This window comes from Caballeronia zhejiangensis (assembly GCF_000698575.1).
Lineage (GTDB): Bacteria > Pseudomonadota > Gammaproteobacteria > Burkholderiales > Burkholderiaceae > Caballeronia > Caballeronia zhejiangensis.
Window position 1 is genome coordinate 14,908 of sequence record NZ_JFHD01000003.1, and the last position, 26,488, is coordinate 41,395.

The window sequence follows — 26,488 nt, forward strand, 5'->3', positions numbered from 1 at the left end:
GAGGGACGCAGATGAGTGAAACGACGCAAACCTGGGATGTCGTCGTGATCGGCGGCGGACCGGCCGGATCGACCGCCGCGACCCTGCTCGCGGACCGCGGCTATCGCGTGCGCGTGCTGGAGAAGGCGCGGCATCCGCGTTTTCATATCGGCGAATCGCTGTTGCCGGCGAACTTGCGGCTGTTCGAAAAGCTCGGCATCGCGGATGAAGTGCGCGCCATCGGCATGGTCAAGCTCGCGGCCGAGTTCGTATCGCCGCAGCACGACAATCGCATGCAGCGTTTCCTTTTCGCCGATGCGTGGGACAAGTCGATGCCGAGCGCATATCAGGTGCGCCGCTCCGAGCTCGACGACATCCTCTTGCGCAACGCCGCGAAGCACGGCGCGCAGGTGAGCGAAGGCTGCCGCGCGCGCGATGTCGCGTTCGCGCCGGATGGTTCGAGCGCGACGATCGACGCCGAACACGACGATGGCCGCATCGAGCACGTGCGGGCGCGTTTCGTCGTCGATGCTTCGGGGCGCGACACGCTGCTCGCGAATCACTTCAAGACGAAGCGCCGCAACGAACGGCACAACTCGTCGGCGCTGTACGGCCATTTCCGCAACGCGCGCCGCAACGAAGGCGAAAACGAAGGCAACATCACCGTGTTCTGGTTCGAGCACGGCTGGTTCTGGTTCATTCCGCTCGCGGACGGCGCGACGAGCGTCGGCGCGGTCGTGTGGCCTGCGTATCTGAAGCAGCGTCCGAAGGGCACGTCGGTCGAGACGTTCTTTCGCGAGACCATCGCGATGTGCCCGCCGCTCGCCGCGCGCCTGAAGGATGCCGAACTGATCAGCGAAGTCCACGCGACCGGCAACTACTCGTACACCGGCGACATGACGCACGGACGCAACTTCCTCTTGCTCGGCGATGCGTTCGCGTTCATCGATCCGGTGTTCTCGTCCGGCGTGATGCTTGCGATGCAGAGCGCGTTCGCGGGCGCGGATGCGATCGACGCCGCGCTGACGAATCCCGCGAACGCGCAAGCCGCGCTCGCGAAGTTCGACCGCGACGTGCGTCACGGTCCGCGCGAGTTCTCGTGGTTCATCTATCGCATGACCTCGCCGACGATGCGCAATCTCTTCATGGGCCCGAGAAATCCGCTGCGCATGAAGGAAGCGCTGCTGTCGCTGCTCGCGGGCGATATCTTCGGCTCGACGCCGATCTGGCATTCGCTGCGTGCATTCAAGGGCATCTATTACATCTCGGCCGCGCTCGACTGGCGCAATTCGCTGCGCGCGTATCGTCAGCGCCGCCGCAATCTGCGCGATGCGCAACGCGCGGAGCTATCGGCCAATTGATGATGCTCGATCGGGTGGCGCGATGAGTGACGCTCATCGGAAATTCGGCGCGGCGGACGGCAAGGGTCCGCTTGCCGGCGCGCTCGAATCCGCATGGCAATGCGTGGCGTTCTATTTCGCGCTCGTCGTGCTCGCGCTCGTCTGTCTCGCGTGGTTTCCGTTCGCGTGGATTCTGCGCCGCGTGTTGAGCGTCGATGCGGGCCGGCGCGTCGGACGAGCCGTCGTGCAGCGCGTGTGGCACGGCTATTTCGTGCTGCTGCGCACGCTCGGCGTATGCCGCTTCGATCTCTCCGGACTCGACGCGCTCGCGGGCCAGCCCGCGATGATCCTCGCGCCGAATCATCCGTGCCTGCTCGATGCGCTGCTGATCGCGTCGCGCGTGCCCGACACCTGCTGCGTCATGAAGGGCGATGTCGCCGGCAACGTGTTTCTCGGGCCGGGCGCGCTGCTCGCGGGTTATATCGTCAACGATACGTCCGTCGGGCTGATTCGCGCCGCCGTCGCCGAACTGCAGCGTGGCAGTCCGCTGTTGCTTTTTCCCGAAGGCACGCGCACCGAAAGCGCGGCGGTGAATCCGCTGAAGGGCGGCATCGCGCTGATCGCGGCGCGCGCGCAGGCGCCGGTCCAGACGTTGATTATCGAAACCGATTCCGGTTTTCTCGGCAAGGGCTGGCAGATCTTCAGGAAGCCCGCGCTGCCGATCACCTATCGCGTGACGCTCGGCCGCCGCTTCGCGCCGCCGGGACGCGATCACGCTGCGCTGCAGGCGTTCATCGCCGAATTGCAGCGCTTTTATGCGGGCGAACTCGACGCGCATCGCATCCGCGACTGAAAGCATCGGCGTCGGCAGACTTTAAAATTCGTCGCAACTCATTCCGCTTTTTTTTGCAATGCCTTCCACACGCGCATCGTCCACGCACTTCGTCCTCATTCCGAGCTACAACCCCGGCGAGAAAGTCGATGAAACCGTGCGCGGGGCGCGCGAGCAGTGGAATCCGGTGTGGGTGGTCGTCGACGGCAGTACCGACGGCAGCGCCGAACGCCTCGTCAAAATGGCCGAAGCCGACGACGGGCTGCGCGTGATCGTGCTGCCAGAAAATCGCGGCAAGGGCGCGGCAATTCTCGCGGGCATCGACGAAGCGGCGAAGCTCGGCTTCACGCACGTCCTTACGATGGACTCCGACGGACAACATCCCGCCGCGCTGATCCGCACGTTCATGGAAACGTCGATGAAGGCGCCCGATGCGATGATCCTCGGCCGCCCGAAATTCGATGCGAGCGCGCCGCAACTGCGCGTGCAGGGACGGCGCATCTCGAACGGCTGGGCGAATCTCGAAACGCTGTGGATGGGCATCGGCGATTCGCTCTACGGCTTTCGCGTCTATCCGATCGCGCCGCTCGCCGCGCTCATGCATACGCAGACTTTCATGCGCCGCTTCGACTTCGATCCGGAAGCGGTCGTGCGCCTGTGCTGGCGCGGCGTGCGCCCGATCAACGTCGACGCGCCCGTGCGCTACTTCACGGCCGAGGAAGGCGGCGTCTCGCACTTCCACTACGGCCGCGACAACGCGCTGCTGACATGGATGCACATGCGGCTTTTCCTCGGCTTCCTCGCGCGCCTGCCCCGGCTTGCGTGGCGTCGTTTCAGCGCGCGTCGCTGACCGTCGAGTTCATCGCGACGCCCGCGATCAGCGTGTTCGCAAGCACGATGTCGTGAACGTTGTACGCGTAGATCGGGCCGGGCGTCGTCGCCGTTGCGGGTCCGGCCGCGACCGGTGTGCCGAAATCGCAATCCGTGATCGTGACGCCGGTGATCGCCGGAATCGCGGGCGTCGGCGCGGGGCCGTTGTAATCGAACGCGACCGGGCCTTGCGCGACGATTGCCTGAAAACACGATCCGCTCACGCCGTTCAGCGACACGTTGCTCGCCTTCAGGTTCGAGATGTTCACGTTCTGCACGAGCGCGGGCCGCGTGCGGATCGCGTCTTTCGACGGCTGATAGTCGCAATCGAACGTGATGATGCCGCCCTGCGCCGCCGATGGATTCGCCGCCGTCGCCGTCGCCACGCCGAGCGGCACCGTCGCGTTGATCGGGCTGCCCGCGAGCAGACTGCTGCCGTAACCGGAAGGCGTGAGGCTCACGCCGTTGGGCAGCGTCACGTTGTCGACGTAAAAGTCCTTCACGAAGCCGCCGCGATTCATGTTCGTCTTGATGCGGATCGCGATGTTCAGCGAATTCGTCGCCCAGAACTTGTTGAGCATCTGCAGGTTGCGCGCGTAGATTTTCTGCACGCCGCCGCCCATTTCGCTGCCGAGCGTGATGCCGCCGTGGCCGCTGTTCATCGTGCAGTTCTGGATGACGTGGTTCTGCGCCGGGCCGTACTGCGTGTCGAGATCCTTGCCCGACTTGATCGCGATGCAGTCGTCGCCGGTGTTGAACGTCACGTTCTCGCAGAGGACCGTGTCGCAGGCGTCGGGATCGAAGCCGTCATTGTTCGGGCCGATGCTGTCCACCGTCACGCTGCGCATCACGACGTTGCGGCAATCGGTCGGATGATGCTGCCAGAACGGCGTGTTGTTCGTGCGATAGCTTTCCATCAGCACGTTCGTGCAGCCGATGAATTCCACCATGCACGGCCGCAGATAATGGCCGATGCCGAAGATGCGCTTTTCGATGGCGACGCCCGCTTCCGATAGCGCCGGCAGATAGTTCTGGTCCTGCTGCCACGGCGTGGCCGGATCGGTGAGCTTGGTGTAGAGCGCATCGGCGATGCCGGGCACGGCGGTCTTCAGGTCGACGTTGTTCGCATTGACCGATGCCTGCGATGGCGTCGACGAATTCACGCAGCCGTAGACGCCGCTATTGCCCTTCCACGTCCACCAGCACGTCGCGGTGTTGCCGCTGCCGGCGAATGGCGTCATCGCCTGGCCGTTGAGCACGGAGCTGTCGCCTTCGCCCGTCACCGCGATGTTCGTCTGATTGCGCGCGTAGACCGGCGGGCCGTAGTTGAGGCAGTCGTTCGCCTGCCAGCGGCTGTAGTAGAGCTTGCCGTTCGCGCCGCAATCTTCCGGGCCATCCTTCGCGTAGTCGGCGGGATTCGGGCTGAAGTAGATCGTGCAGTTCGCGGACAGATGAAAGTCGACGTTCGACAGCAGCACGATCGGTCCCGCGCAATACCACGTTCCCGACGGCACGACGACGTGTCCGCCGCCCGCCGCGTTGCAGGCCGCGATGGCCGCGAGAAACGCGGGGCGCGAATCGAAGGAGCCGGGCGCGTGGGTCTGGTCCGCGCCGGTGCTCAATGGCGACTTCGCCGGATCGGTGTATGGATTCGCCGCCGCGACGACCGCGCACGTTTTCGCGCCGTAATCGGTGACGAGGAACTGGCGGCTCGGAAACATCGACGTCGAGACGCTCTGCAGCGCGTTGACGATCTGCGTCGCGGAGCCGGACGGGCCCCAGATCGGGTCTTGCGCGGCGGGCGGCGTCGGCGAGCCGGAGGCGGAATCGGAGTCGTCGTGGCCGCCGCAACCGGCGAGCGCGCCGAATGTGCTCATCGCGCCGAGCAGCGGGGCGCCCGCCGACAGCCCCGCGAACTTCACGAACGCGCGGCGCGCGCGGTTTTGTGGGTGCTTCATCGATCGTCTCCTGATCGTTTATTTATCGGATGTCGTATCAGTTTGCGTACAAGGCAAACGTTATCCAACACGCAGGAGACGCGTCAACTCGGTGCAAACGCGTAAGGAAATATAAGACGTCGTATGTGATGGATCGGAAAAAATGTCTCAAGCGGTCTTCTTGAGCGCGAGCCGCGCTTCGAGCCCGCCGCCTTCCCGATGATGCAGCGTGAGCGACGCATCCATCGCGAGCGTGAGCTGGCGCGCGATCGCGAGCCCCAGTCCGGTGCCGCCCGTTTGCCGGTTGCGCGAATCTTCGAGCCGCACGAATGGCTCGAACACCGCGTCCAGCGATTCTTCCGGAATGCCCGGCCCGCGATCGAGCACGGAGATGACGGCGCGTCCGTCGTCGCGCGTCGAGACTTCGATTTCCGCCTCGCCGGCATACTTGATCGCGTTATCGACGAGATTGCCGATAACGCGCTTCAAGGCCTGCGGCGGCGCCATCAGTGCACCGCCGATGTTGCCCGACAACCTCACCGATTGTCCTGCATCGAGATAATCGTCGACCATGGTTTCGATGAGCGCGTCGGCATCGATGCGGCGCGGCGCTTCGTTCGTGCCGTGCAGCGTGCGCGCGTAGGTCACGCCTTCCTTCACGAGCGATTCCATCTCCTTCAGATCCTGCTGCAGCTTCGCGCCGGTCGATTCGTCGTCCATCACGTCGACGCGCAGCCGCATACGCGTGATCGGCGTCTGCAAATCGTGCGTGATCGCCGCGAGGATCTGCATGCGTTGGGCCATGTACATCGAAACGCGGTCCTGCATCGCGTTGAACGCTTTGGCGGCGCGCGCGACTTCCTCCGGTCCCGATTCCGGCAGACGCTCGGCCTTGAGATCCGGGCCGAGCGTATCGGCGGCTTTGGCGAGGCGCTTGAGCGGGCCGGTTGCGAGGCGCACCGCGAGCCAGCAGCACGCGCCGAGCACGATCAACTGCAACGTCAGCACGAGCGGGAGCCAGCCGGACATCGGCATGCCGGCGACCGGACGCATGTCGATGGTGAGCGGCGAGCCATCCGACAGCTTCAGATGCACCTGAAAACGCTCCCTGGGACCGGGAACGGCATTGACCGTCATCGGATAACGATTGGCGATGCCCGCGCCGATCGAGTTCGCGAAGCGTTCCGACAACTCCGCATCCGGCTTCGCGCCGGTCTGATCGCCCGGTCCGAGGATGAACTCGTAGCTGCGACGCGCGAGACGCGGCAGCCACTGCGCACGCTCCTCTGGCGGCAGATGATCGAGCAGCGCGACCGAGCTCGCGACCTCGCGCTCGACGTAACCGACCATCATGTTGGTCATCGATTCGTCGCGCTCGCGCATGGTCAGAAAAAACGAGAATGTCTGGGCGAGCGCGAGCCCGACGACGAGTATCAGCGCGAGCCGCGCGAACAGCGTGCGCGGCCAGTGCAGCGGTGAACTGGAGGAAACGGTGCTCATTGAGAAGACTCGACCGGTTTGACTTCGGCGGAGAAGACGTAGCCTTCGCTGCGCAAGGTCTTGATGTAACGCGGCTCGCGCGCGGTGTCGCGCAGCCGTTGACGCAAGCGCGACACGAGCAGATCGATGGAGCGATCGAATGCATCGGCCTGGCGGCCTTGCGTCAGGTTCAGCAACTGATCGCGCGTGAGCACGCGCTGGGCGTTGTCGAGAAACACGCGCAGCAGGCGGTATTCCGCGCCCGAGAGCGCGACCATCGTGCCTTCCGCGTCGAGGAGATGGCGCGCGGTCGTGTCGAGACGCCAGTCGCCGAATCCCAGCATCTGCGAGGTTTCGGTGACTTCCATGCCCGGCGGCAGCATGCGCGTGCGGCGCAATACGGATTTGATGCGCGCGAGCAATTCGCGCACGGCGAAGGGCTTGGGAAGGTAATCGTCGGCGCCCATTTCGAGGCCGAGAATGCGGTCGGCTTCCTCGTTGCGCGCGGTGAGCATCAGCACCGGCACATGGCGGAACTTGCCCGCGCGCAGCTCGCGGCACAGCACGAGGCCATCCTCGCCGGGCAGCATCAGATCGAGCACGATCAGATCCGGCGCGCCTTGCTGCTCCAGCACGGCGCGCATCTGCCGGCCGTTCGCGGCGAGCGATACACGCATTCCGTTTTTTTCGAGGTATTCGGCGAGCAGTTCGCGGATGCCGCGATCGTCGTCGACGATCAAAACGTGATCAGTGGTTTCCATCGATGGATCGTTGTCGTTGACGCTTGAGTTGCATCCGGCTCGGGCTGACCAGCAGACACTGAACCGGATGGGCCATTTCCGTCGCGATCCCGCCGATGAGAAAGGCGAAGACCGCCAGCATGCGTTTCATCCGAAGCTCCCGCCGATTGCGATGACTGCGTTATAGCGCGCTTCGGCGGACGTTTTGTATCGCAGTGTATCCCGCATGTCGTGCGATACATAACATTGCGCAGCGCGCCTTTATCCGACACAAGCGGGATACGCGCGCGCAGTCCAATGCGGTCATGCCGATGCGAACGTCGGCCTGCCGGAGCGATGTGGCGATCTCACCAGCCATCTCACGCCGCTCCGATATTCACCGCATTCAAGAGGACTTCGTCATGCTCGACGCCATCAGAAACGCCGCCGTGTGCGCCGGAATCGCCGCGTGTGCGGCCATCGCGCCCGCGCAGGCCGCCGCACCCGCAAGCGCTCACACGAGCGACAACGTCGCGCCGGAGTTCGCCGGCATCGACAAGTGGATCAACAGCGAGCCGCTCTCGCTCGCGCAATTGCGCGGCAAGGTCGTGCTCGTCGATTTCTGGACCTTCGCGTGCGGCAATTGCCTCAACACGCTGCCGGCCGTGAAATCGTGGAATCAGAAGTACAAGGACAAAGGACTCGTGGTCGTCGGCGTGCATACGCCCGAGTTTCCGTTCGAGCGCGATACGAACAACGTCAAGCGCGCGATCGAACGCAACGGGATCACGTATCCCGTCGCGCTGGACAACCGCTACGCGACGTGGGCCGCGTACGGCAATCAGTACTGGCCGGCGTTCTATCTGATCGACAAGCACGGGCGCGTGGCCTACACGCATTTCGGCGAAGGCGATTACGCGCAGACCGAAGCCGCGATCGGCAAGCTGCTGGCCGAGCGCTAGGCGGGGTTCTGTATCGCAATGTATCTGCAACGTGCGCGATACAAAACATTGCACAAGACCCGCATCGCCGACACAAGCCAGATACGTGCGGGCCTTCAAATACACACAACGACGGCTCACGAGTGACACGCAAGACCGACACCCGCGATGCCCGATCGCCGTAACTCACTCAACCGACCGAATCATCAGCATTCAAGGAGAAACACCATGAAATCCACGATCGTTGCTTTCGCTCTCGTCGCCGGCGCCATGACCGGTGTTGCCCACGCCGCCGTGAAGAACGTGCCGCTGAACGTGCAGTCCCAACAGGCCGTCGCGAACCACGCGTATGCCGGCAAGACGCGCGCCGAAGTGAAGGCCGAGCTGGCACAGGCGCAACGCGATGGCGAGATCGCGGCGTTGCGCAGTCTCTATCAAGGCAGCTAATCCATTTCCTGAATCACGCAAACGAGGTTCGAATCATGATCAAGCAATTCGTCACCGCCGCAGTCATCGCCGTCAGCGCCGTCGCCGCCGGTTCCGCCTTCGCCAGCAGCGGCTACGGCCCCGCGCCGCACTACGATCCGCTTGCCGGCGCGCCTTCGTCGCAGCGCGGCGTGAGCGCGCAGACCATCGCCAGCGAAAGCGCCGCCGCGCCGATGCAGGCATACGGCGGCATGAGCGACACGGTTTCGCAATCGGGCGCGCGCGGCGTGGCCACGAACGACGTCGCCCGGCTCTTCGCGCATCACTAAGCCAGTCAACTTTTCGAATCCAAAGAGGAACGCATCATGACCCAGATCGACACCGTCCTGTACACGGGCAAAACGCGCGTCGTCGGAGGCCGCGAAGGCCATGCGAAGAGCACCGACGGCCGTCTCGACGTCAAACTCTCGCCGCCCGGATCGGCCGGCGCGGGCACCAATCCCGAGCAGATGCTCGCGGCGGGCTGGTCGGCGTGTTTCATCGGCGCGATGGGCAAGGCCGCGGCGAAGCTGAAGACGCGCCTGCCGGCCGACACCGCCGTCGATGCGGAAGTGGACCTCGGCATGAACGGCGATGCGTATCTGCTGCGTGCGCGCCTGAACGTGAGCCTGCCGGGAATCGAGCGCGCGGTGGCGCAAGAGATCGCGCAGATGGCGCATCAAACGTGTCCGTACTCGAAGGCGCTGAAGAGCAATATCGATGTGACGATCACGGTGGTCTGACGCGTTCATCCACGCGATGCGGTCCGGTCGACCGGTGCTTGATCGATCAATCGAAAGCACTGGGCCGACACGGGCCGAAGTTGCGGCTGTCAGCCTCGCGTGTCGATCCATTCGCGCGCCCATCGGCGCGAGAATTCGACCGCCTCGCTTTCCTTCGCGAAATAGTCGAGCGAGTAGAAGCGATACTGCGCATCCGTCGGATGTTCGCTCGAACGCTCGAGCATCAGATTGGCTGAAAACGTCTTGTCGCGGAGCCGATGCGCGGACGCGTGCACCGTATAACCACGGTAGTGATTGAGTGATGTCATTTTAGTTTTAGATGTAAATGCTTTGCGGCCAGATGCCGAAAGCGCAGGAGCGATGCGCGCTGATAACGCGATCGTCGAAAGGCTGTCAGAGCCTGGGAGAGAAAAGGCGGGAAACGGAGGCGGACAACAAGAGCGCGGGAACCGGCGTTGCGGTTCCCGGCGTGATGCGGATCTACAGCGCTACAGCGGCAGATTTACAGCGGCTTGATGTTCGAAGCCTGCATGCCCTTCGGGCCGCGCTTCGTTTCGAAGCTGACCTTCTGACCTTCGGCCAGCGTCTTGAAACCGTCCGAACGAATTTCCGAGAAGTGCGCGAAAAGATCGTCGCCGCCATTATCCGGGCTGATGAAGCCAAAACCCTTGGTGTCGTTAAACCATTTAACCGTACCGGTGTCCATAAAAATCCTGAAATGAATAGATAAGTTGCTCGATCGAGCGGGATGAAGCGGCAAGGAGGGGAATGGACAACGAATACCGGGGAAAATCGGACTATTGATGAGCAGCAATCGACTTCTTGTACTTCAACGACCATTATGCCAATTCCAAGAGAAATGGTCAACTATTCGTTTCGAAGCGAAGGCGAGCGGAACGATTCGTGCATCGCGTGTGCATCTCGTCATCGGGTTGGCACATGCGTTTTCGTCAGAAGAAGACAGCGCTCGACGGCCGCATGTCCGGCGCCGCGCGGCCCGCGCATTCATGGGCGGCGGACGTCGGACCGGGCCTCGTCACGATTGCATCGGATAACGATCCGAGCGGCCTCGCCACCTATACGCTCGCCGGCGCGTGGTACGGATTCGACCTATTGTGGGTGTGCGTGCTCACGTACCCGTCGACCGTCGCGCTTCAATTGATCGCCGCTCGCGTCGCCGCCATCACGCGACGAGGCCTGACGACGAACATGCGCGAACACTATTCGCGGCTGTTCTTCTACTTTGCGGTCGCGCGTTTCGTGATCGCCAACACGTTCAATATCGCGGTCGATGTTCTCGCCATGGGCATCGCGCTCAGTTCGCTCGTCGGCGGTTCGCTCCTGTGGCTCACGCTTGCTTCGGGATGCGCTTCGCTCGTGTTGCAATGGAGCGTCGCTTATGCGCGATACGCGCGCGTCCTCAAGTGGCTGACGCTCGCGATGTTCGCGTACGTCGGCGTGATCCTGCTCGTCGACGTGCCGTGGCGACTGGTTGCCATCCGCTCGGTGATTCCACGCGTCGAGTGGACGGAGGGCTACATGTCGATGCTGATCGCGGTGCTCGGCACGACCGTCAGCCCTTACTTGCTGTTTGCGCAAGCGGAGCAGGAGGTCCGCGACGCACGAGAGAGCGGCGATCGTGGAGAAGCGTTGGAGCGGACGATGCGCGGCGTGCGTCGCGACACGCTCTGGCGAACGGCGTGCTCGAACGCGATTGCGATCTGCGTGATGATCGCCGCGGCCGCGACGCTCCATCTGCTCGACCATGCATCCGCCGGCGATACGGTCTCGATGTCGCGTGTACTCGAGCCGCTCGCGCACGGTTACGCGCGGCAGGTTCTCGCACTTGCGCTTCTCGGATCGGCCTTGCTGGCGCTGCCGCCGCTCGCGGGCTCGGCGGCTCAGGCCGTAGCCAGTTCGTTCCGCTGGAAACGCGGCGAACGGCGAGACCGGCGGATCGCGTATGTGCTCGTCGCCACGATCGCGCTCGGCACGATCGCAGCAGTGGTCCTCACGCACTATCACGTCGACCCGGTGCGCGCGCTCTACTGGAGCGCGGTGGTCAACGGCATGACCGTGACGCCGGTCCTCGTGCTGCTCGTGCTGCTCAGTTCGAAGCGCGAAGCCGTGGGCGACCTCGCCGCGCATTGGGCGCTTCGCGCGCTGAGTTGGCTCGCCACGATAGCGACCGCGGCGGCTGTGATCGCCCACTTCATACTTGAAGTGCAGTGACGGCATTCGCGTAAATCTCCGCCCCTACCATCCGAAAAAGTCATGCGAAGGGCGTCGCTTAGGGGCATTCCCTAGCGTCGCTTTCGAGCGGTCTCGCGGCAAACGGCGGCCACGCGCGCGCCCGTCGCCTGCAAAGCCGCGCCCGTGCTGGCTCTACGGCATTCACGCTGCGTTCCGTTTTTTTCAGGCATCGAATGCGACGGACACATGCATTACCAGAAGTATCGAAAAGGGCTCAGAAAATGTCGGTGGATGATCGAAATTGGCCATGTACGCTTCATTCAACGCAAAGAACGCCGGGTTGTTTCCGGCAGCGACAAACTCCTTTTTGAACCTGCTAGGTGGAATGACCCGATGATTCCCAACCTGACGCTCGCACCGAACGAAGTCACGAGCACGGCTTCCGCGCAGTCCGGCACCGTATCGCCGGCGCGTCCTGTCGCGGCATCCACGACCGAGATTCTCACGGTCAAGAACCTTTCGAAGATTTTCGGCGCGAAGCCCGAGCGCGCCCAGGAGCTCTTGAAACAAGGCCTCGGCCGAAACGAAATCTTCGCGCAGACAGGCAATATGGTCGCCGTCGACGATGTCAGCCTCGCCGTCAACGCGGGCGAGATCTTCGTCATCATGGGCCTCTCCGGTTCCGGAAAATCGACGCTCGTGCGTCTGCTCAATCGCCTGATCGAGCCGACTTCGGGGCAAGTGATTCTCGAAGGCCGGGACATCGCGCCGATGAGCACGCCCGAACTGCGCGCCGTGCGCCGCGAAAAAATGGCGATGGTGTTCCAGTCTTTCGCGCTGCTGCCGAACCGCTCGGTCATCGACAACATTGCTTACGGGCTCGAAGTCGCGGGCAAGAAAAAATCGGAACGTTATGACATCGCACGCGCCGCATTGACGCGCGTCGGCCTCGCTTCTTACGAGAAGCTGCTGCCGAGCGAGTTGTCGGGCGGCATGCAGCAGCGCGTGGGTCTCGCGCGCGCGCTGGCGGTGAATCCCTCGGTGCTCTTGATGGACGAAGCGTTTTCCGCGCTCGATCCGCTCATCCGCTTCGAAATGCAGAACGAGTTGTTGCGTTTGCAGAAGGAAGAGCGGCGCACGATCGTCTTCATTTCGCACGACATCGAGGAAGCGGTGAAGATCGGCGGGCGCATCGGCATCATGAAGGACGGCCGTCTGATTCAGGTGGGCACGCCGGCAGAACTCATCCAGTCACCCGCCGACGCCTACGTGCGCGATTTCTTCCGCAACGTCGACGTGTCGCGCTTCCTCGAAGCATCGAGCCTGATGACGAAGGTCGAGCGCGGTCTCATCGCGTGCAATACCAGCGCGCCTTCCGAGCGCTATCTGAACAGCCTCATCGACAGCGGCGCGGAGTGCGGATACGTCTGCGATGAAGCAGGGCGCTATCAGGGTTGCGTGACGCCTGCATCGCTGCACAAGAGCGGCAACCGGCCGATCAGCGATGCATTGCTTCGCGATGTCGCGGCGGTTCCGCTGACAGCCGATCTGCATCAGCTCGCATCCATTGCACTGGGGCAGGAGCACGACGTGCCGGTCACGGATGAACAAGGCAGGCTCGCGGGCGTGGTGTCCTGCCGCACGATTCTCAAGCAGGTCATGGAGCGGAGAGCAGCATGAATTCCTCGATTTTTGGACGATTCGCCGAAGACGCGGTCAACTTCCTTTTCTCGCACTTTCGCGGCGGCTTCGATGCCTTCTCGGCTGCGCTTGGCGCGGTCATCAAGCTCCTCGAAGACGGTCTCGGCGCGGTGCCGTTCATCGCGATGCTCGCGATCCTCATGGCGCTCGCGCTGTGGAGAAAGGGCGTCGGTTTCGCGGTGTTCGTCGGCGCGGCGCTCTATGTCATCAACTACATGGGCCTGTGGACGCAGACGGTATCGACGCTCGCGCTCGTTGTCGCGGCGACGTTCTTCAGTCTCGTGATCGGCGTGCCGCTCGGCATCTGGGGCGCGCGCAACAGGCGTGTCGAAGTCGTGCTGCGTTCGCTGCTCGACTTCATGCAGACGATGCCCGCGTTCGTGTATCTCATTCCCGCGGTCATTCTCTTCGGCCTCGGCCGCGTGCCCGCGGTGATCGCCACGATCGTGTTCGCGATGCCGCCCGTCGTTCGATTGACGACGCTCGGCATCCGCCAGGTGCGCGAGGAATTGCTCGAAGCCGGCCGCTCGTTCGGCAGCACCGATGCGCAACTGCTCTGGAAAATTCAGTTGCCCAACGCGCTGCCTTCGATCATGGCGGGCGTGAACCAGACCATCATGATGGCGCTGTCGATGGTGGTGGTCGCTTCGATGATCGGCGCGGGCGGCCTTGGCGAGTACGTGCTGAGCGGCATTCAGCGGCTCGATATCGGCATCGGTTTCGAGGGCGGTCTCGGCGTGGTGCTGCTCGCGATCATTCTCGATCGCCTGACGGAAAGCTTCGGCGTGAAAGCGAAGAAAAAGAAGAAGGTCATCTCCACGCCGGCGAAGCCCGCCGCGGCGCAAGCGAACGCGCAGACCTGAGCGATACGAGCATCGATTACTCAACCACAATGCTATGAAAGATACGGAGTCCGTAATGAAAAACAACCTGATCAAATCCTTGATCGTCAAGATAGTGACGCCGGCCATTGTGGCGTTCGGGGTCGGCGCGAGCCCGGCGATGTCCGCCGAGCCGATCAAAGTGGCGGTCACGAACTGGGCCGACGTGCTCGCGGTCGCCAATGTCGCGAAGTACGTGCTGGAGACGAAGCTTCAGCAGCCGGTGCAATTCGTTCAGGCGGATATCGGCATCCAGTATCAGGGCGTATCGCGCGGCGATCTCGACATCATGGTCGGCGGCTGGCTGCCGGTGACGCACGGTCAGTATGTCGCGCGCTACAAGGACACGCTCGACGACGTCGGCATCATCTATACGGGCGGCAAGAACGGCTGGGCGGTGCCCGCGTATGTGCCCGAGTCGCAGGTTTCTTCGATCGAGGATCTGAAGAAGCCTGAAGTGCAGAAGCAGCTCAACGGCGTGATCCAGGGCATCGAGCCGGGTGGCGGTCTCATGCAGGCGTCGGAGAAAACCATCAAGGCGTATGACCTGTCGGGCTACAAGCTGCAATCGGCGAGCGAGGCCGGCATGCTCGCGGCAATCCAGCGCGCATACGGATCGAAGCAATGGATCGTCGCGACCGTTTGGAGCCCGCACTGGTTGTTCCAGAAGTGGCAGATGCGCTATCTGAAGGACCCGAAGGGCACGCTCGGCGGCGAAGAGCAGGTCCATGCATTCGCCTCGAAGCAGTTCGCGGGCAAGTTCCCCCGCGCAGACGTGTTCTTCAAGCATTTCAAGCTGACGCTCGCGGACGTGGAATCGATCGAATTCGAAGGCAATTCGACCAACGACTACGCGACGGCCGCGAAGAAATTCGTCGACGCGCATCCGGACAAGGTCAAGGCGTGGCTGACACAGTGAAGGCGTACTGCAGGACGCTTGCAAAGCGCACGTTCGACGTGCGCCGCGCATGACTTCGCACGATCCATCCATCAGAGAGACAAACATGAGCTTCGAAGGCGTACATACACCGCTCGTCACCCCGTTCAAGGCCGACGGCGAAATCGATCACGACATGCTCGGCAAGCATGCTCAGAGTCTCGTTGGCCGCGTTACGGGCATGGGCGTCGGCGGCACGACCGGCGAATACTATGCGCTCAGTTTCGAAGAGCGTGTGAAGACGCTCGAGACGGTAGCGTCGGCGGTCGGCGGCAAGACCTATCTCACCGCCGGCATCAACGCGACGACGACGAAGGAAGTCGTGCGTCTCGGTAACGAAGCGAAGCGCGCGGGCTACGACGCATTGCTGGTCGCGGCGCCTTACTACGTGCAGCCGACGCAAGACGAGCTGCTCGATCACTTGCTGAAGGTCGACGACGCGCTCGACATGCCGATCATGCTCTACAACTTTCCGGCGCGCACCGGCACGGCCATCGGCGATGAAGTGCTCGACAAGCTGCTGCAGCGCCCGAACTTCGCCGCGATGAAAGAGAGCACGGGCGACATCGCGCATCTGCATCATCTGGCCACGCAACTGCCGGAGCGCTTCGTTCTCAGTTGCGGCATGGACGATCAGGCGCTCGAATTCTTCGCATGGGGCGCGCGTAGCTGGGTCGCGGGCGCGTCGAACTTTCTGCCGGAAGCGCATACGGATTTGCTCGAAGCGTGCGTTAAACGCGGGGATTTCAGCACCGGCCGCAAGCTGATGACGCAGTTGCTTCCGGTGCTCGAATTGCTGGAGCGCAGCGGCAAGTTCATCCAGTACGTGCGCTATGGCTGCGAGCTCGCGGGCACGAAAGTCGGCATCGCGCGTGCGCCGCTCGGCACGTTGAACGACAAAGAACGCAGCGCCTTCGCGAGGCTCGTTCAACCCTTGCTGCGCAACGCTCAGTAACGCGATACGTGAATGGCCTCGAAACTGGATTTCATGCGGCTTCCCGCACCTGATGGCGTCAACGGATGGTGGGAAAGCCTGCCGCCCGCCGCGCCCGCGAACCGCGTGACGGGCGAGCTGCGCTTCGACTACGTAGTGGTGGGCGGCGGCATCACCGGTTTGTGCGCGGCGCGGCGGCTCGCCGAGCTTGCGCCGGATGCATCGATCGCGCTCGTCGAGGCCGATCGCATCGGGCGCTCGACGGCGGGCCGCAATTCCGGCTTCTTCGTCGATCTGCCGCACGACATCAGCAGCGAAAGCTATTCGCGCAGTGTCGAGGCAGACAAGGCGGACGTGCGCTTGCAACGGCACGGCATCGGCTATGTGCGCGATACGGTGAAGCGGCACGGCATCGATTGCGACTGGCGCGACGACGGCAAGTATCACGCGTCGGTCAACAAGAAAGGCCACACGGCGCTGACGCATTTCGCGGACGGACTCGCGCGTATCGACGAGCCGTGCGAATGGCTCGACGAAGCCGCGATCGCGAAGGTGACGGGCACGCGCTTCTATCAAAGCGCGCTCTTCACGCCGGGATGCAGCACGGTTCAGCCGGCGGCACTCATGCGCGGTCTCGCGGCCACGCAGCCGTCGAACGTGACGGTCTTCGAACTGAGCGCGGTGAAGAACATGGAAGCGCGCGGCCAGACGAAGCTGCTGACGTTCGCGAACGGCAGCATCGAAGCGAAGCGGGTCGTGCTCTGCACCAACGCGTATGCGGCGACGTTCGGCGGCCATCCGAATGGCTTGCTGCCGGTCTACACGTTCGCGTCGATGTCGCGCGTGATGACCGACGATGAAATCGCGCGGCTCGGCGGAACGGATTCGTGGGCGCTCATTCCCGCGGACCCGATGGGTACGACCGTGCGACGTCTCGCGACCAACCGTATTTGCGTACGCAACCATTTCGCGTTCCGGCCGAATCTGTCGGTCTCGGAACATGATCTGACGAAGGCGAAGCATCTGCATCGACGTTCGTTCGATCGACGTTTTCCGATGCTCGAGGATGTCGAGCTGCAATACACGTGGGGCGGCGCGTTGTGCCTCTCGGCGAACAATGGCGCGCTCTTCGGCCAGCGCGACGACGGCGTGTACGAAGCAGTCGGCTGCAACGGACTTGGTTTGAGCCGCGGATCGGCGGCGGGCAAGCTCATCGCCGAACATGTGCTCGGGCGCTCGAACGAGCTGATCGATCAACTGCTGAAACAACCGCATCCGCGTTCTCTGCCGATGCGGCCGATCGCGGACGTGGCGGTATCGGCGGCAATCTGGATGAAGGAATTCTCGGCGGGCGCCGAGCTTTGAATCTTTGAGGACATGACATGACGACGCATCAGGAATGGAAACGTCAGGCCGAACATCTGTCGCTCGATGGCCGCGCGTTCATCGCGGGCGCACGCTGCAACGCGGCATCGAATGAAACGTTCGATACGTTGAATCCGTCGACGGGCAAGGTGCTCGCGCAGATCGCCAGGTGCGAAGCGAAGGACGTCGATCGCGCGGTCGTCGCGGCGCGCGAGGCGTTCGAATCGGGCGTGTGGTCGAAGGCCGGGCCATCGCAGAGAAAGGCCGTCTTGCAGCGTCTCGCGCAACTCATCGACGACAACGCCGAAGAACTCGCGCTGCTCGAAGCGCTCGAAGCGGGGAAGCCGATCAGCGAATGCATGGGTCTCGACATTCCGGAATCGGCGGCGTGCATTCGCTGGCATGCCGAGGTCACGGACAAGCGTTACGACGCGCTGTCGCCATCGGGGTCGAGCGTCGTGAGCATGATCACGCGCGAGCCGATTGGCGTCGTCGGTGCGGTGCTGCCGTGGAATTTCCCCGCGCTGATGCTCGCGTGGAAGATCGGGCCGGCGCTGTCCGTGGGCAATAGCGTCATCGTGAAGCCCGCGGAGCAGACGTCGCTATCGACGCTGCGTATTGCCGATCTCGCGCTCGAAGCCGGCGTCCCGCCCGGCGTGTTCAGCGTCGTGACGGGCTTCGGCGAAAGCGCAGGGCAGGCGCTCGGCACGCACGCCGATGTCGATCTCATCGCGTTCACGGGTTCCACCGAAACGGGCAAGCGCTTCCTGCGCTATTCCGCCGAAACCAACATGAAGCGCGTCGTGCTCGAATGCGGCGGCAAGAATCCGCAAGTCGTGTTGCCCGATGTCGCCAATCTCGATGCCGTCGCGGAGCAGGCCGTCGCCGCCGCGTTCTGGAACATGGGCGAGAACTGCAGCGCGGGATCGCGCATTCTGGTGCATTCGAGCCACAAGGCCGAACTGCTGCAAAAGATGCAGGCCGTGCTCGAAGGCTGGAAGACGGGCGATCCGCTCGATCCCGATGTCAAGCTCGGCTCGCTCATCGAGGAAGCGCATTACCGCAAGGTGCTCGGCCACATCGAGAAGGCGAAGGCAGAAGGCGCGCGCGTCGCTTGCGGCGGCAACGCGACGCTCGCGGAAACGGGCGGCTGGTTCGTCGAGCCGACCATCTTCGATAACGTCACGCCGGACATGAGCATCGCGCGCGACGAGGTCTTCGGCCCGGTCGTGTGCTTTATCGAATATGCTGACGTCGACGAGGCCGTGCGGATCGCAAACGATACGTGCTACGGACTCGCGGCTTCGCTGTGGACCGACAACGTGAACCAGGCGCACAAAGTGGCGGCGCGCATCCGCGCGGGCACCGTGACCGTCAACTGCTTCGGCGAGGGCGATCTGTCGACGCCGTTCGGCGGCTTCAAGCAGTCCGGTTTCGGCGGACGCGACAAGTCGGTCTACGCGCACGACCAATATTGCGAGCTGAAGACGACCTGGCTGAAGCTCGACTGATTATCGGACGAGGCAACATGCGTATTGGCTTTATCGGCACGGGCACGATCACGGAGGCGGTCGTGACCGGCATGATTCGTTTCGATGTTCCCTTCGAGCGGGTCGCGCTGTCTCCGCGCAACGCGCAGACCGCCGCGCGTCTTGCGAAACTCGACGCGCGCATCGAGGTTTGCGTCAGCAATCAGGGCGTGCTCGATGCATCGGATGTCGTGTGTCTCGCGGTCTTGCCGCAAATCGCGGCAGACGTGCTGGGCGAACTCACGTTCGATGCGCGGCATCACGTCATCAGCTTCATCGCGGCCAAGTCGCTCGATGAGATGCGCGCCCTCGTGCGCCGCGCGGCCAAGGTCGTGCGCGCGATTCCGCTACCCGCTGTTGCGTCGGGCAAGGGCAGCACGGCGCTCTGTCCGCGCGATGACATCGCACGCGCGCTCTTCGCGCCGCTCGGCGAAGCGGTCGAAGTGGACGACGAACACCAGTTCAATGCGTTATCGGCCGCCACCGCGACGATGGCGGCGTTTTTCGCGTTGCTCGAAGAGCAGGCGTCGTGGCTCGCGCGGCAAGGCGTGCCGTATGCGTCCGCGCGTTCGTTTTTGTCGGGCTATCATGTGGGCCTCGCTCATGAAACGACGCTCGATACGCAACCCTTCTCGTCGATGATCGGGCGTGTCAGCACGCCAGGCGGCCTCAACGAGCAGCTCAATCGCGAACTGTCGGAGCGGGGCACCTACGCGCACTACTCGAAGGCGCTCGACGCGATCATGCGCCGCGTGCAAGGGCGCGAGTGAACACGAAGAACAAGCGCTGATCGCGAGCCCTCGAAGGTGAGTCACATGCAGAAGAAACAGCAGTTCGCGGACAGGCTTCTCGCCCAGATGCCGTCGCTGCGCGCGCTTCGGTGCTTCGTCACCGCGGCGCGTTACGAGAGCTTCACGCAAGCCGCCGAAGTGCTGTGCGTCACGCAGGCGGCCGTCAGCCGGCAGATCAAGGAGCTGGAGGACACGCTGGAGGTCGCGCTCTTCGAGCGCACCGGCAGGCACATCGCGCTGACCGACGCCGGCCGCATTCTCTACAACGCGTCGTATCTGTCGATCATGAACATCGCGGAGGCGGCGCAGGCGGTGCGGCGCGTCGACCGGCATGCGCTCACGCTCTGCATCTCTCATACGTTTTCGGCGCTCTGGCTCTCGTTCCGATTACCCGCGTTTCGCCAGCGTTTTCCGAACATCCGCCTGCATGTGATGGTGACCGAGCACTTCATGGAGCTCGACGATCTGATGGAGCCGGATGTCATCATCACGAAGAATCCGCCGCGCGAAGCGGAGTACGAAGTCGAGCCGCTTTTTCACGACATCGTTTATCCGGTATGTAGCGTTCCGTTTTTCGAGCGCTATTTTCATGGCCGTGCGCTAAAGCCGCTCGATCTGCTCGCGCATCCGACGCTGAGCCTGTCGCTGCTCGGGCGCGCGCAGGTGTGCGAGCACGTCGACTGGCGCGTGTGGAAAAACTGGTATCAGCAAGGCGACGGTTCCGAGCGGCTCGATCAGCACGACGATTTCGAAAGCAACGACTATCGCCTGCTTGTGGCTCAGGCCGAAGCGGGCGAGGGCACCTTGCTCGGCTGGCATCACCTCGTGCATCGTCAGGTGGAGCAGAAAAAGCTGGTGCGTCCCGTCGACGATGCGCTCGTGTTCCACGATCGTCATCACTACATCATCACGCATCGCAACGCGAAAGCACGCCCGGAATACATTCAGTTTCGCCAATGGCTCGACGAGGAAATCGGCACGATGATGCAGGGATGGCCCGCCGCCGAATCGAAGGCCGTTCTATGAGCGCCGCATGAAACCGGCAACCGAAAAAACGAAGGGTTATCGGCGGCTCATTCCGTCGGTGACGGCGCTGGTGGAGTTCGAGGCCGTCGCGCGGCTCGGCAGCTTCACGCTCGCGGCGCATGAACTGGGCGTTACGCAGGCCGCCGTGAGCCGGCAGGTGCGCTTTCTCGAAGAGACGCTCGGCACGCGGCTATTTCGCCGTCTGCATCGCGCGATCGAACTGACCGACGAAGGCGAGGCGCTGTATCGCGTCGTCGCGGAATCGATGCAGAAGATCGCGAGCGTGTTCGATCGCCTCGCGCGCGGGCCCGTTCAGCAGGAACTCGTGCTCGCGGCGACATCCGCGTTTTCGCATTTTCGACTGCTGCCGCGGCTTGCGTCGCTCAAGGCGTTGCAGCCCGACCTGCAGTTGCGGCTGTCGACGCAGATGTTCACGGCCGACTTGCGGCACAAGGAAATCGACGTCGCCGTGCGCTTCGGCAACGGGCTGTGGCCGGACGGCACGGCGACTTTGCTGTTCGACGAGGAGGTGTTTCCGGTCTGCGCGCCTTCATGGCTCCAAAAGCAGCCCGCGCCCGCGACGCTCGACGAACTGGCTGGCGCGGTGCTCGTCGAGTCGGATTCGACGACCGAAGGCTGGTTGGGCTGGGAAGAGTGGTTCCACGCGCTCGGATGCCGGCCGATGCGCCTGAACTTCGCGCTGCGTTGCAGCCTCTATACCGATGCGATCCAGGCCGCGCGCTACGGCCAGGGCGTCGCGCTCGGATGGGGCCGGCTCGTTCAGGATTTTATCGAGAGCGGGGATCTCGTCAGGCTGGAAGTGGCATCGTTCAGGCCGACCGATTCGTACTTCGCCGTGGTGCCGCATGGCCGCGCTTTCACGCCTGCCATCGGCGGTCTGATCGAATGGCTGCGCGACGGGGCGCTCGCATAAACCAAAGTCATGCGACACCGAAAATAAAGCGCATTGACGCTATTTTTCAGCGATCCAATACTCGGAATATGGCGGGACCATTCGAAGTCCCGATACCCTGAACGTTGGAGAGCGACGATGTCCGAAGTGCAAATGAAGACGCATGGCGAACTGATCCGCAGCCGCGAGCCCGGGCATGGCTTGCCCGGCGAGCTGTTCGGACGGCAGGACGTGTTCGAGACGGACGTCGAGGTCTTCTTCCAGAAGCACTGGATTCTGGTCGGCGTGACGGCGGACGTGCCCGAGCCGGGCGATGTGTCGACCGTCGATATCGGCCGTGCTTCGATCATCATCGTTCGGGATGACGACGAGAACATCCGCACTTATCGGAACGTCTGCCGGCATCGCGGCGCGCGCCTGAAGGAACCGGGGAAATCGACCGTCGGCATGCTGGTCTGCCCGTATCACCAATGGACTTACGATCTCGACGGCAGCCTGCGCCACGCCGCGCACATGGGCAAGGATTTCGACGCGAAGTGCCGCAGTTTGTTGCCGGTGCATACGCGGATCGTCGGGACACATATTTTCGTGTGCCTCGCCGACGAGCCGCCGGCGGACATCGCGAAGCTCGAAGACACGATGGCGCCGCGCTTCGCGCCCTACGACCTCACGAACACGAAGATCGCGTTCGAATCGGAGATCATCGAGAACGGCAACTGGAAGCTCGTGATCGAGAACAATCGCGAGTGCTATCACTGCGCCGCGACGCATCCGGAACTCACTGCCTCGTTTTTGCCGGAAGATTTCGGTTTCTGTCCGGAGAATCTCAGCGAAGAATCGCTGCTCGAAATCGAAGCCTATAAAAAACGGAACGCGGCGTGTCAGGCGAGTTGGGAGAACGACGGCTTCACGAGCGCGACCGTCGAATGGCTGGACGAAGATGCGGTCACGCAATTCCGGACGCAACAACTCGTGATCGCGGGCTACGGCGAGTCGCAGACGATCAGCACGAAGGTCGCGAGCCAGAAGCTGCTCGGCAATCTGCAGCGCCGCGATCTCGGCGACACGCATCTCTGGACGCACAACTCATGGACGCACGTCATGAGCGATCATGCGGTGATTTCGTACATCATCCCGCTCGCGCCGGATAAAACGCTCGTGCGTTCGAAATGGCTCGTGCACGCGGATGCCGTCGAAGGCGTCGATTATCAGCTTCAGGATCTGACGGAAGTGTGGGTCGCGACGAACGCGCAGGACAAGCATCTCGTCGAAATCACGCACGAAGGCACGCAGGATCCGGCGTATCGGCCAGCGGTGTTCTCGCCGTTCACGGAAAGCTACGTGGAGCAGTTTTCGCGCTGGTATTCGGCGCGCCTGAGCGCGCACGGCGTTTGAACATCAGTGATCCGTGACGAAGGTCGGGTGGCGCGTGCGGATCTCGTCCACCTGACTGAGCGTGCCGGAAAGATGCTTGCGCAACGCGGCATCGGCGGCATCGGCATCGCCTTTTTCGATGGCATCGACGATTTCCGTGTGGTCGCGCACCACGGCCATCGTCTTGCCTTCGACCGGCAGATGCAGCCGCCGCAACCGGTCGATATGCCCGCTGAGTCTGCGCACGAGATCCCACAACTGCGGCACGCCCGCGGCTTCATACATCTGCCGATGAAACGCCTGATCGAGCGCTGAGAACTGCTCGACGTCCTGCGGCTCCATCCATTCCATCTGTTCCGCGATCGTCGCGCGCAGCCGCGCGATCAGCGACGCCTTATGCTCCCGCGCGAGCGTGCGCACGATTTCCAGTTCGATCGAGCGACGCAGAAAGTGCGCCTGCATCGCCGATGCCACGCTGATCTGGCTTACGACCGTCGCGTGCTGCGGAAAAATATCGACCAGTCCTTCTTCGCCGAGCTTCATCAGCGCGTCGCGCACCGGCGTCTGGCTCAGGCCGTAGCGCGTCGCGAGTTCGGTGCGCGACAGCACCGTGCCCGGTTCCAGTTCGAGCGACAGGATCATGTCGCGCAGCCGCTCGAACACCTGCGGCGCGGCATGACGAGAACGGTCCAGGCGATGCACGGAAGCGGAATTATTCATTTCGGATTGAAAGGAAGGCGACTGAAACATTAGTACTATAGCCGCGCCCATGCCCGATGAGTAAGCCGTTGGCGGGTCGGCGTTTACCCGACTGACACATTAATATATTAGTGCTTTACCATTCGGCCATTCCATTAATTTTCGGAACGCCCGACATGACCCGCGATATAGCCATCACCCAGATTCGAATCACGCCGATCGCATTCCGCGATGGTCCGTTGCTCAACGCCGCGGGCATCCACGAACCGTGGGCGTTGCGCGCGATCGTCGAACTGGAGACGAGCGACGGACGCGTCGGCATCTCGGAGACTTACGGCGACGAGCCGATGCTGCGGGTGCTCGATCAGGCGAAGGAGCTCGTCATCGGCCTGTCTCCTTTCGATCTGAATGTGATGGAAGAACGCGTGCGCGCGACGATCACCGCGACGCCCGGCGCGGTCGAATTCGAACTCGCGCCCGGCTCGCACGCCGCGAAAAACGCGCCCAAGGTCATCAGCACGCTCGAAGTGGCGATGCTCGATCTGCAAGGCCAAATCGTCGGCGCGCCGGTCGTGGACTTGCTCGGCGGCAAGGTGCGCGACGCCGTGCCCTACAGCGCGTATCTGTTTTTCAAGTACGCCGAGCACATCGACAAGCCGTATGCGCCCGATGCGTGGGGCGAGGGCATCAGCCCGGAGCAGATCGTCGCGCAGGCGCAGCGCATGATCGACCTCTACGGTTTCCAGAGCATCAAGCTGAAGGGCGGCGTGTTCGAGCCGGCGCATGAAATTGCGTGCATGCAGGCGCTCGCGAAGGCGTTCCCGGGCATGCCGCTGCGTCTCGATCCGAACGCGAACTGGACGCTCGAAACCAGCATCGAGGCCGCGCCGCAGCTCGATGAAATTCTCGAATACTACGAGGATCCGTGCCCCGGCCTCGAAGGCATGGCCGAACTGCAGAAGCACACGAAACTGCCGCTCGCGACCAACATGGTCATCACGACGATGGACGACTTCCGCCGCGGCTGCAACATGGGCTCGATCAAGGTGCTGCTTTCGGATCATCACTACTGGGGCGGCCTGCGCGCCACGCAGACACTCGCGCGCATGGCGAAGCTCTGGGGCTTCGGCATGTCGATGCATTCGAACTCGCACCTCGGCATCAGCCTGATGGCGATGACGCATGTCGCCGCGAGTGTGCCGAACCTCACCTACGCATGCGACACGCATTACCCGTGGCAGGAAGAGGAAGTCATCAAGGGCGGTCGCGTGAAGTTCGATAACGGCGCGGTGCGCGTGCCGACGACGCCCGGTCTCGGTGTCGAGCTCGATCGCGAGAAGCTCGCCGAATTGCACGAGCAGTACAAGACGTGCGGCGTGCGCAATCGCGACGACCTTTCGCAGATGCGCAAATATCAGCCGGAATTCTCAGGCAAGAATCCGCGCTTCTGAGCCATAGAACAACAACACAAGGCATTCAAGGAGACACCCTCATGAGCAGTTCCAGCGCGCTGTCGAGCGCCGTTCGCAAGATCAAGTGGCATGTGCTGCCGCTTTTCGTCGTGATGTTCATCGTTAATTACATCGACCGGGTGAACATCGGATTCGTGCGTCAGCATTTGAGCGCGGACCTCGGCATCGGCGCGGCCGCTTATGGCCTCGGCGCGGGCCTGTTCTTCGTGAGCTATGCCGTGTTCGAAGTGCCGTCGAACATGCTGATGCAGCGCTTCGGCGCGAAAGCGTGGCTCACGCGCATCATGGTTACGTGGGGACTCGCGGCCGTGGGCATGGCCTTCGTGCAGGGCGAGACCTCGTTCTATGCGATGCGTCTCTTGCTCGGCGCGGCCGAAGCGGGCTTCTTTCCGGGCGTCGTGTTCTATTTCACGCAATGGCTGCCGCGCGATGAACGCGGCAAGGCGATGGCCGTCTTCCTGAGCGGTTCCGCGCTCGCTTCCGTGTTCTCCGGCCCGATCTCGGGCGGGCTGATGCTGATCGAAGGCGCGGGCCTGCGCGGCTGGCAGTGGATGTTCATCATCGAAGGCATGGCGTCGGTCGTGCTCGCCGGCTTCGTCTGGTTCTGGCTCGATTCGAAGCCGCGCGATGCAAAGTGGCTCACGCGCGCTGAGCAGGACGCGATCGTCACGGAGATCGAAGACGAGCAGCGCCGCCGCGACGCCGCGCATGTGAAGACGCCGTCGTCGTGGAGCCTGATGCGCGATCCGCAGATCCTGATCTTCTGCCTGATCTATTTCTCGGTGTCGCTGACGATCTATGGCGCGACGTTCTGGCTGCCGAGCATCATCCGCAAGATGGGGCACCTGAACGATTTCCAGGTCGGATTGTTCAACTCGATTCCGTGGCTCATTTCCATCGTCGCGATGTATCTGTTCGCGGCGCTCGCGGCGCGCTTTAAGTTTCAGCAGGCATGGGTCGCGTGCGTGTTGCTCATCGCGGCCGCCGGCATGTACGCAGCGGGCCAGGGCAGTCCGGTGTTCTCGTTCGTTGCAATCTGCTTTGCCGCTATCGGGTTCAAGGCTGCATCGTCGCTGTTCTGGCCGATTCCGCAAGGCTATCTCGATGCGCGCATCGCCGCGCCCGTGCTTGCGCTGATCAATTCGATCGGCAATCTGGGCGGCTTCGTCGCGCCGGCCACCTTCGGCTTTCTCGAGCAAAAGACGGGTTCGATTCAGGGCGGCCTGACAGGCCTCGCCGTGATGTCGATTCTCGCTGCGGGCGTCGTGTTCCTCGCTCGCATGACGCCTCGCGAAGGGCGCGACGTCGCGGCGCTGCGGCCGGGCGTGCAGAAGTAAGGGAGGCATACAAACTGCTGACCGTCTTCGA

27 protein-coding genes are annotated in these 26,488 nt (G+C 63.0%); 20 read left to right on the top strand and 7 right to left on the bottom strand.

Going from position 1 to position 26,488, the window contains the following annotated elements; translation table 11 throughout:
• The first annotated feature begins 11 nt into the window (after nucleotides 1-11).
• The 3 genes from BG60_RS06010 to BG60_RS06020 are packed head-to-tail and all read left to right on the top strand — an operon-like array spanning nucleotide 12 to nucleotide 3,001.
• The gene (locus BG60_RS06010; RefSeq protein WP_008348274.1) at nucleotides 12-1,340 is read left to right on the top strand and encodes an NAD(P)/FAD-dependent oxidoreductase; all 1,329 of its coding nucleotides are present in this window, start codon (nucleotides 12-14) and stop codon (nucleotides 1,338-1,340) included.
• Nucleotides 1,341-1,362: 22 nt separating this feature from the next.
• On the top strand, nucleotides 1,363-2,172 hold the full coding sequence (locus BG60_RS06015) for a lysophospholipid acyltransferase family protein (protein WP_034470880.1): 810 nt from the start codon (nucleotides 1,363-1,365) through the stop codon (nucleotides 2,170-2,172).
• Between the two features lie 58 nt (nucleotides 2,173-2,230).
• On the top strand, nucleotides 2,231-3,001 hold the full coding sequence (locus tag BG60_RS06020) for a glycosyltransferase family 2 protein (RefSeq protein ID WP_008348270.1): 771 nt from the start codon (nucleotides 2,231-2,233) through the stop codon (nucleotides 2,999-3,001).
• Here the strand turns inward: BG60_RS06020 and BG60_RS06025 are convergent.
• The 4 genes from BG60_RS06025 to BG60_RS38955 all read right to left on the bottom strand — a co-directional run bounded on the left by BG60_RS06025 (nucleotide 2,985) and on the right by BG60_RS38955 (nucleotide 7,328).
• Nucleotides 2,985-4,979: a glycoside hydrolase family 28 protein gene (locus BG60_RS06025; RefSeq protein WP_008348269.1), complete on the bottom strand. Its 1,995-nt coding sequence runs from the start codon at nucleotides 4,977-4,979 to the stop codon at nucleotides 2,985-2,987. The genes BG60_RS06020 and BG60_RS06025 overlap by 17 nt on opposite strands.
• Nucleotides 4,980-5,126: 147 nt before the next feature.
• The gene (locus BG60_RS06030; protein ID WP_008348268.1) at nucleotides 5,127-6,458 is read right to left on the bottom strand and encodes an ATP-binding protein; all 1,332 of its coding nucleotides are present in this window, start codon (nucleotides 6,456-6,458) and stop codon (nucleotides 5,127-5,129) included.
• On the bottom strand, nucleotides 6,455-7,198 hold the full coding sequence (locus BG60_RS06035; RefSeq protein WP_008348266.1) for a response regulator: 744 nt from the start codon (nucleotides 7,196-7,198) through the stop codon (nucleotides 6,455-6,457). The genes BG60_RS06030 and BG60_RS06035 overlap by 4 nt, the downstream gene beginning before the upstream one ends.
• Nucleotides 7,185-7,328: a hypothetical protein gene (locus tag BG60_RS38955; RefSeq protein WP_167561844.1), complete on the bottom strand. Its 144-nt coding sequence runs from the start codon at nucleotides 7,326-7,328 to the stop codon at nucleotides 7,185-7,187. The genes BG60_RS06035 and BG60_RS38955 overlap by 14 nt, the downstream gene beginning before the upstream one ends.
• Nucleotides 7,329-7,578: 250 nt before the next feature.
• Here BG60_RS38955 and BG60_RS06040 point away from each other — a divergent pair, with 250 nt between their 5' ends.
• The 4 genes from BG60_RS06040 to BG60_RS06055 all read left to right on the top strand — a co-directional run bounded on the left by BG60_RS06040 (nucleotide 7,579) and on the right by BG60_RS06055 (nucleotide 9,305).
• Entirely contained in the window at nucleotides 7,579-8,118 is a 540-nt protein-coding gene (locus tag BG60_RS06040; protein WP_008348264.1) for a thioredoxin family protein, read from the top strand.
• 207 nt (nucleotides 8,119-8,325) lie between these two features.
• Complete coding sequence (locus BG60_RS06045; RefSeq protein ID WP_008348262.1) at nucleotides 8,326-8,544, top strand: DUF4148 domain-containing protein; 219 nt, start codon at nucleotides 8,326-8,328, stop codon at nucleotides 8,542-8,544.
• Nucleotides 8,545-8,579: 35 nt separating this feature from the next.
• Complete coding sequence (locus BG60_RS06050) at nucleotides 8,580-8,852, top strand: hypothetical protein (RefSeq protein WP_008348260.1); 273 nt, start codon at nucleotides 8,580-8,582, stop codon at nucleotides 8,850-8,852.
• Nucleotides 8,853-8,888: 36 nt separating this feature from the next.
• Nucleotides 8,889-9,305, top strand: a complete 417-nt coding sequence (locus BG60_RS06055; RefSeq protein WP_008348258.1) for an organic hydroperoxide resistance protein — start codon at nucleotides 8,889-8,891, stop codon at nucleotides 9,303-9,305.
• 89 nt (nucleotides 9,306-9,394) lie between these two features.
• Here the strand turns inward: BG60_RS06055 and BG60_RS06060 are convergent, their stop codons facing one another.
• Both BG60_RS06060 and BG60_RS06065 read right to left on the bottom strand, forming a co-directional pair.
• Entirely contained in the window at nucleotides 9,395-9,613 is a 219-nt protein-coding gene (locus BG60_RS06060) for a hypothetical protein (protein ID WP_008348256.1), read from the bottom strand.
• A 194-nt stretch (nucleotides 9,614-9,807) separates the two neighbouring features.
• Entirely contained in the window at nucleotides 9,808-10,011 is a 204-nt protein-coding gene (locus BG60_RS06065) for a cold-shock protein (RefSeq protein WP_008348254.1), read from the bottom strand.
• Nucleotides 10,012-10,244: 233 nt separating this feature from the next.
• Here BG60_RS06065 and BG60_RS06070 point away from each other — a divergent pair, with 233 nt between their 5' ends.
• The 11 genes from BG60_RS06070 (at nucleotide 10,245) to BG60_RS06120 (ending at nucleotide 22,970) form a co-directional block, all read left to right on the top strand.
• Nucleotides 10,245-11,537, top strand: coding sequence for an NRAMP family divalent metal transporter (locus BG60_RS06070; protein WP_051079014.1), 1,293 nt, complete (start codon nucleotides 10,245-10,247; stop codon nucleotides 11,535-11,537).
• Between the two features lie 354 nt (nucleotides 11,538-11,891).
• Nucleotides 11,892-13,178, top strand: coding sequence for a quaternary amine ABC transporter ATP-binding protein (locus tag BG60_RS06075; RefSeq protein ID WP_008348251.1), 1,287 nt, complete (start codon nucleotides 11,892-11,894; stop codon nucleotides 13,176-13,178).
• Nucleotides 13,175-14,062 carry an ABC transporter permease gene (locus BG60_RS06080; protein WP_034470883.1) on the top strand — a complete coding sequence of 296 codons (888 nt, stop codon included), beginning with the start codon at nucleotides 13,175-13,177 and terminating at the stop codon, nucleotides 14,060-14,062. Before BG60_RS06075 ends, BG60_RS06080 begins: the two co-directional genes overlap by 4 nt.
• Nucleotides 14,063-14,117: 55 nt before the next feature.
• Nucleotides 14,118-14,999 carry a glycine betaine ABC transporter substrate-binding protein gene (locus tag BG60_RS06085; RefSeq protein WP_008348248.1) on the top strand — a complete coding sequence of 294 codons (882 nt, stop codon included), beginning with the start codon at nucleotides 14,118-14,120 and terminating at the stop codon, nucleotides 14,997-14,999.
• A gap of 85 nt (nucleotides 15,000-15,084) precedes the next feature.
• Nucleotides 15,085-15,972 (top strand): dihydrodipicolinate synthase family protein, encoded by an 888-nt coding sequence (locus tag BG60_RS06090; protein WP_008348245.1) that lies wholly within the window; start codon nucleotides 15,085-15,087, stop codon nucleotides 15,970-15,972.
• A 12-nt stretch (nucleotides 15,973-15,984) separates the two neighbouring features.
• Nucleotides 15,985-17,316: an NAD(P)/FAD-dependent oxidoreductase gene (locus tag BG60_RS06095; RefSeq protein ID WP_008348243.1), complete on the top strand. Its 1,332-nt coding sequence runs from the start codon at nucleotides 15,985-15,987 to the stop codon at nucleotides 17,314-17,316.
• A gap of 17 nt (nucleotides 17,317-17,333) precedes the next feature.
• A complete protein-coding gene (locus BG60_RS06100) occupies nucleotides 17,334-18,827 on the top strand; it encodes an aldehyde dehydrogenase (protein WP_008348241.1) in 1,494 nt (497 codons plus the stop codon).
• Nucleotides 18,828-18,844: 17 nt separating this feature from the next.
• On the top strand, nucleotides 18,845-19,615 hold the full coding sequence (locus BG60_RS06105; RefSeq protein WP_008348239.1) for a pyrroline-5-carboxylate reductase: 771 nt from the start codon (nucleotides 18,845-18,847) through the stop codon (nucleotides 19,613-19,615).
• A gap of 45 nt (nucleotides 19,616-19,660) precedes the next feature.
• Nucleotides 19,661-20,662, top strand: a complete 1,002-nt coding sequence (locus BG60_RS06110; protein WP_008348237.1) for a LysR family transcriptional regulator — start codon at nucleotides 19,661-19,663, stop codon at nucleotides 20,660-20,662.
• A 7-nt stretch (nucleotides 20,663-20,669) separates the two neighbouring features.
• Entirely contained in the window at nucleotides 20,670-21,596 is a 927-nt protein-coding gene (locus tag BG60_RS06115; RefSeq protein WP_034470885.1) for a LysR substrate-binding domain-containing protein, read from the top strand.
• Nucleotides 21,597-21,713: 117 nt separating this feature from the next.
• On the top strand, nucleotides 21,714-22,970 hold the full coding sequence (locus BG60_RS06120) for an aromatic ring-hydroxylating oxygenase subunit alpha (RefSeq protein WP_008348234.1): 1,257 nt from the start codon (nucleotides 21,714-21,716) through the stop codon (nucleotides 22,968-22,970).
• A gap of 3 nt (nucleotides 22,971-22,973) precedes the next feature.
• On the opposite strand, the gene BG60_RS06125 is transcribed toward BG60_RS06120, so the two are convergent.
• Entirely contained in the window at nucleotides 22,974-23,669 is a 696-nt protein-coding gene (locus BG60_RS06125; protein ID WP_033536277.1) for a GntR family transcriptional regulator, read from the bottom strand.
• 155 nt (nucleotides 23,670-23,824) lie between these two features.
• On the opposite strand from BG60_RS06125, the gene BG60_RS06130 reads away from it, so the two are divergent.
• Both BG60_RS06130 and BG60_RS06135 read left to right on the top strand, forming a co-directional pair.
• Nucleotides 23,825-25,099 carry a glucarate dehydratase family protein gene (locus tag BG60_RS06130; protein ID WP_008348230.1) on the top strand — a complete coding sequence of 425 codons (1,275 nt, stop codon included), beginning with the start codon at nucleotides 23,825-23,827 and terminating at the stop codon, nucleotides 25,097-25,099.
• A gap of 41 nt (nucleotides 25,100-25,140) precedes the next feature.
• Nucleotides 25,141-26,457, top strand: coding sequence for an MFS transporter (locus BG60_RS06135; protein ID WP_008348228.1), 1,317 nt, complete (start codon nucleotides 25,141-25,143; stop codon nucleotides 26,455-26,457).
• The last annotated feature ends 31 nt before the right edge of the window (nucleotides 26,458-26,488 follow it).

Bases quoted from the DNA above. Each gene is read 5' to 3' on its own strand.
- BG60_RS06010 (WP_008348274.1), top strand. From the start codon at position 12: ATGAGTGAAACGACGCAAACCTGGGATGTCGTCGTGATCGGCGGCGGA.
- BG60_RS06015 (WP_034470880.1), top strand. From the start codon at position 1,363: ATGAGTGACGCTCATCGGAAATTCGGCGCGGCGGACGGCAAGGGTCCG.
- BG60_RS06020 (WP_008348270.1), top strand. From the start codon at position 2,231: ATGCCTTCCACACGCGCATCGTCCACGCACTTCGTCCTCATTCCGAGC.
- BG60_RS06025 (WP_008348269.1), bottom strand. From the start codon at position 4,979: ATGAAGCACCCACAAAACCGCGCGCGCCGCGCGTTCGTGAAGTTCGCG.
- BG60_RS06030 (WP_008348268.1), bottom strand. From the start codon at position 6,458: ATGAGCACCGTTTCCTCCAGTTCACCGCTGCACTGGCCGCGCACGCTG.
- BG60_RS06035 (WP_008348266.1), bottom strand. From the start codon at position 7,198: ATGGAAACCACTGATCACGTTTTGATCGTCGACGACGATCGCGGCATC.
- BG60_RS38955 (WP_167561844.1), bottom strand. From the start codon at position 7,328: ATGAAACGCATGCTGGCGGTCTTCGCCTTTCTCATCGGCGGGATCGCG.
- BG60_RS06040 (WP_008348264.1), top strand. From the start codon at position 7,579: ATGCTCGACGCCATCAGAAACGCCGCCGTGTGCGCCGGAATCGCCGCG.
- BG60_RS06045 (WP_008348262.1), top strand. From the start codon at position 8,326: ATGAAATCCACGATCGTTGCTTTCGCTCTCGTCGCCGGCGCCATGACC.
- BG60_RS06050 (WP_008348260.1), top strand. From the start codon at position 8,580: ATGATCAAGCAATTCGTCACCGCCGCAGTCATCGCCGTCAGCGCCGTC.
- BG60_RS06055 (WP_008348258.1), top strand. From the start codon at position 8,889: ATGACCCAGATCGACACCGTCCTGTACACGGGCAAAACGCGCGTCGTC.
- BG60_RS06060 (WP_008348256.1), bottom strand. From the start codon at position 9,613: ATGACATCACTCAATCACTACCGTGGTTATACGGTGCACGCGTCCGCG.
- BG60_RS06065 (WP_008348254.1), bottom strand. From the start codon at position 10,011: ATGGACACCGGTACGGTTAAATGGTTTAACGACACCAAGGGTTTTGGC.
- BG60_RS06070 (WP_051079014.1), top strand. From the start codon at position 10,245: ATGCGTTTTCGTCAGAAGAAGACAGCGCTCGACGGCCGCATGTCCGGC.
- BG60_RS06075 (WP_008348251.1), top strand. From the start codon at position 11,892: ATGATTCCCAACCTGACGCTCGCACCGAACGAAGTCACGAGCACGGCT.
- BG60_RS06080 (WP_034470883.1), top strand. From the start codon at position 13,175: ATGAATTCCTCGATTTTTGGACGATTCGCCGAAGACGCGGTCAACTTC.
- BG60_RS06085 (WP_008348248.1), top strand. From the start codon at position 14,118: ATGAAAAACAACCTGATCAAATCCTTGATCGTCAAGATAGTGACGCCG.
- BG60_RS06090 (WP_008348245.1), top strand. From the start codon at position 15,085: ATGAGCTTCGAAGGCGTACATACACCGCTCGTCACCCCGTTCAAGGCC.
- BG60_RS06095 (WP_008348243.1), top strand. From the start codon at position 15,985: ATGGCCTCGAAACTGGATTTCATGCGGCTTCCCGCACCTGATGGCGTC.
- BG60_RS06100 (WP_008348241.1), top strand. From the start codon at position 17,334: ATGACGACGCATCAGGAATGGAAACGTCAGGCCGAACATCTGTCGCTC.
- BG60_RS06105 (WP_008348239.1), top strand. From the start codon at position 18,845: ATGCGTATTGGCTTTATCGGCACGGGCACGATCACGGAGGCGGTCGTG.
- BG60_RS06110 (WP_008348237.1), top strand. From the start codon at position 19,661: ATGCAGAAGAAACAGCAGTTCGCGGACAGGCTTCTCGCCCAGATGCCG.
- BG60_RS06115 (WP_034470885.1), top strand. From the start codon at position 20,670: ATGAAACCGGCAACCGAAAAAACGAAGGGTTATCGGCGGCTCATTCCG.
- BG60_RS06120 (WP_008348234.1), top strand. From the start codon at position 21,714: ATGTCCGAAGTGCAAATGAAGACGCATGGCGAACTGATCCGCAGCCGC.
- BG60_RS06125 (WP_033536277.1), bottom strand. From the start codon at position 23,669: ATGAATAATTCCGCTTCCGTGCATCGCCTGGACCGTTCTCGTCATGCC.
- BG60_RS06130 (WP_008348230.1), top strand. From the start codon at position 23,825: ATGACCCGCGATATAGCCATCACCCAGATTCGAATCACGCCGATCGCA.
- BG60_RS06135 (WP_008348228.1), top strand. From the start codon at position 25,141: ATGAGCAGTTCCAGCGCGCTGTCGAGCGCCGTTCGCAAGATCAAGTGG.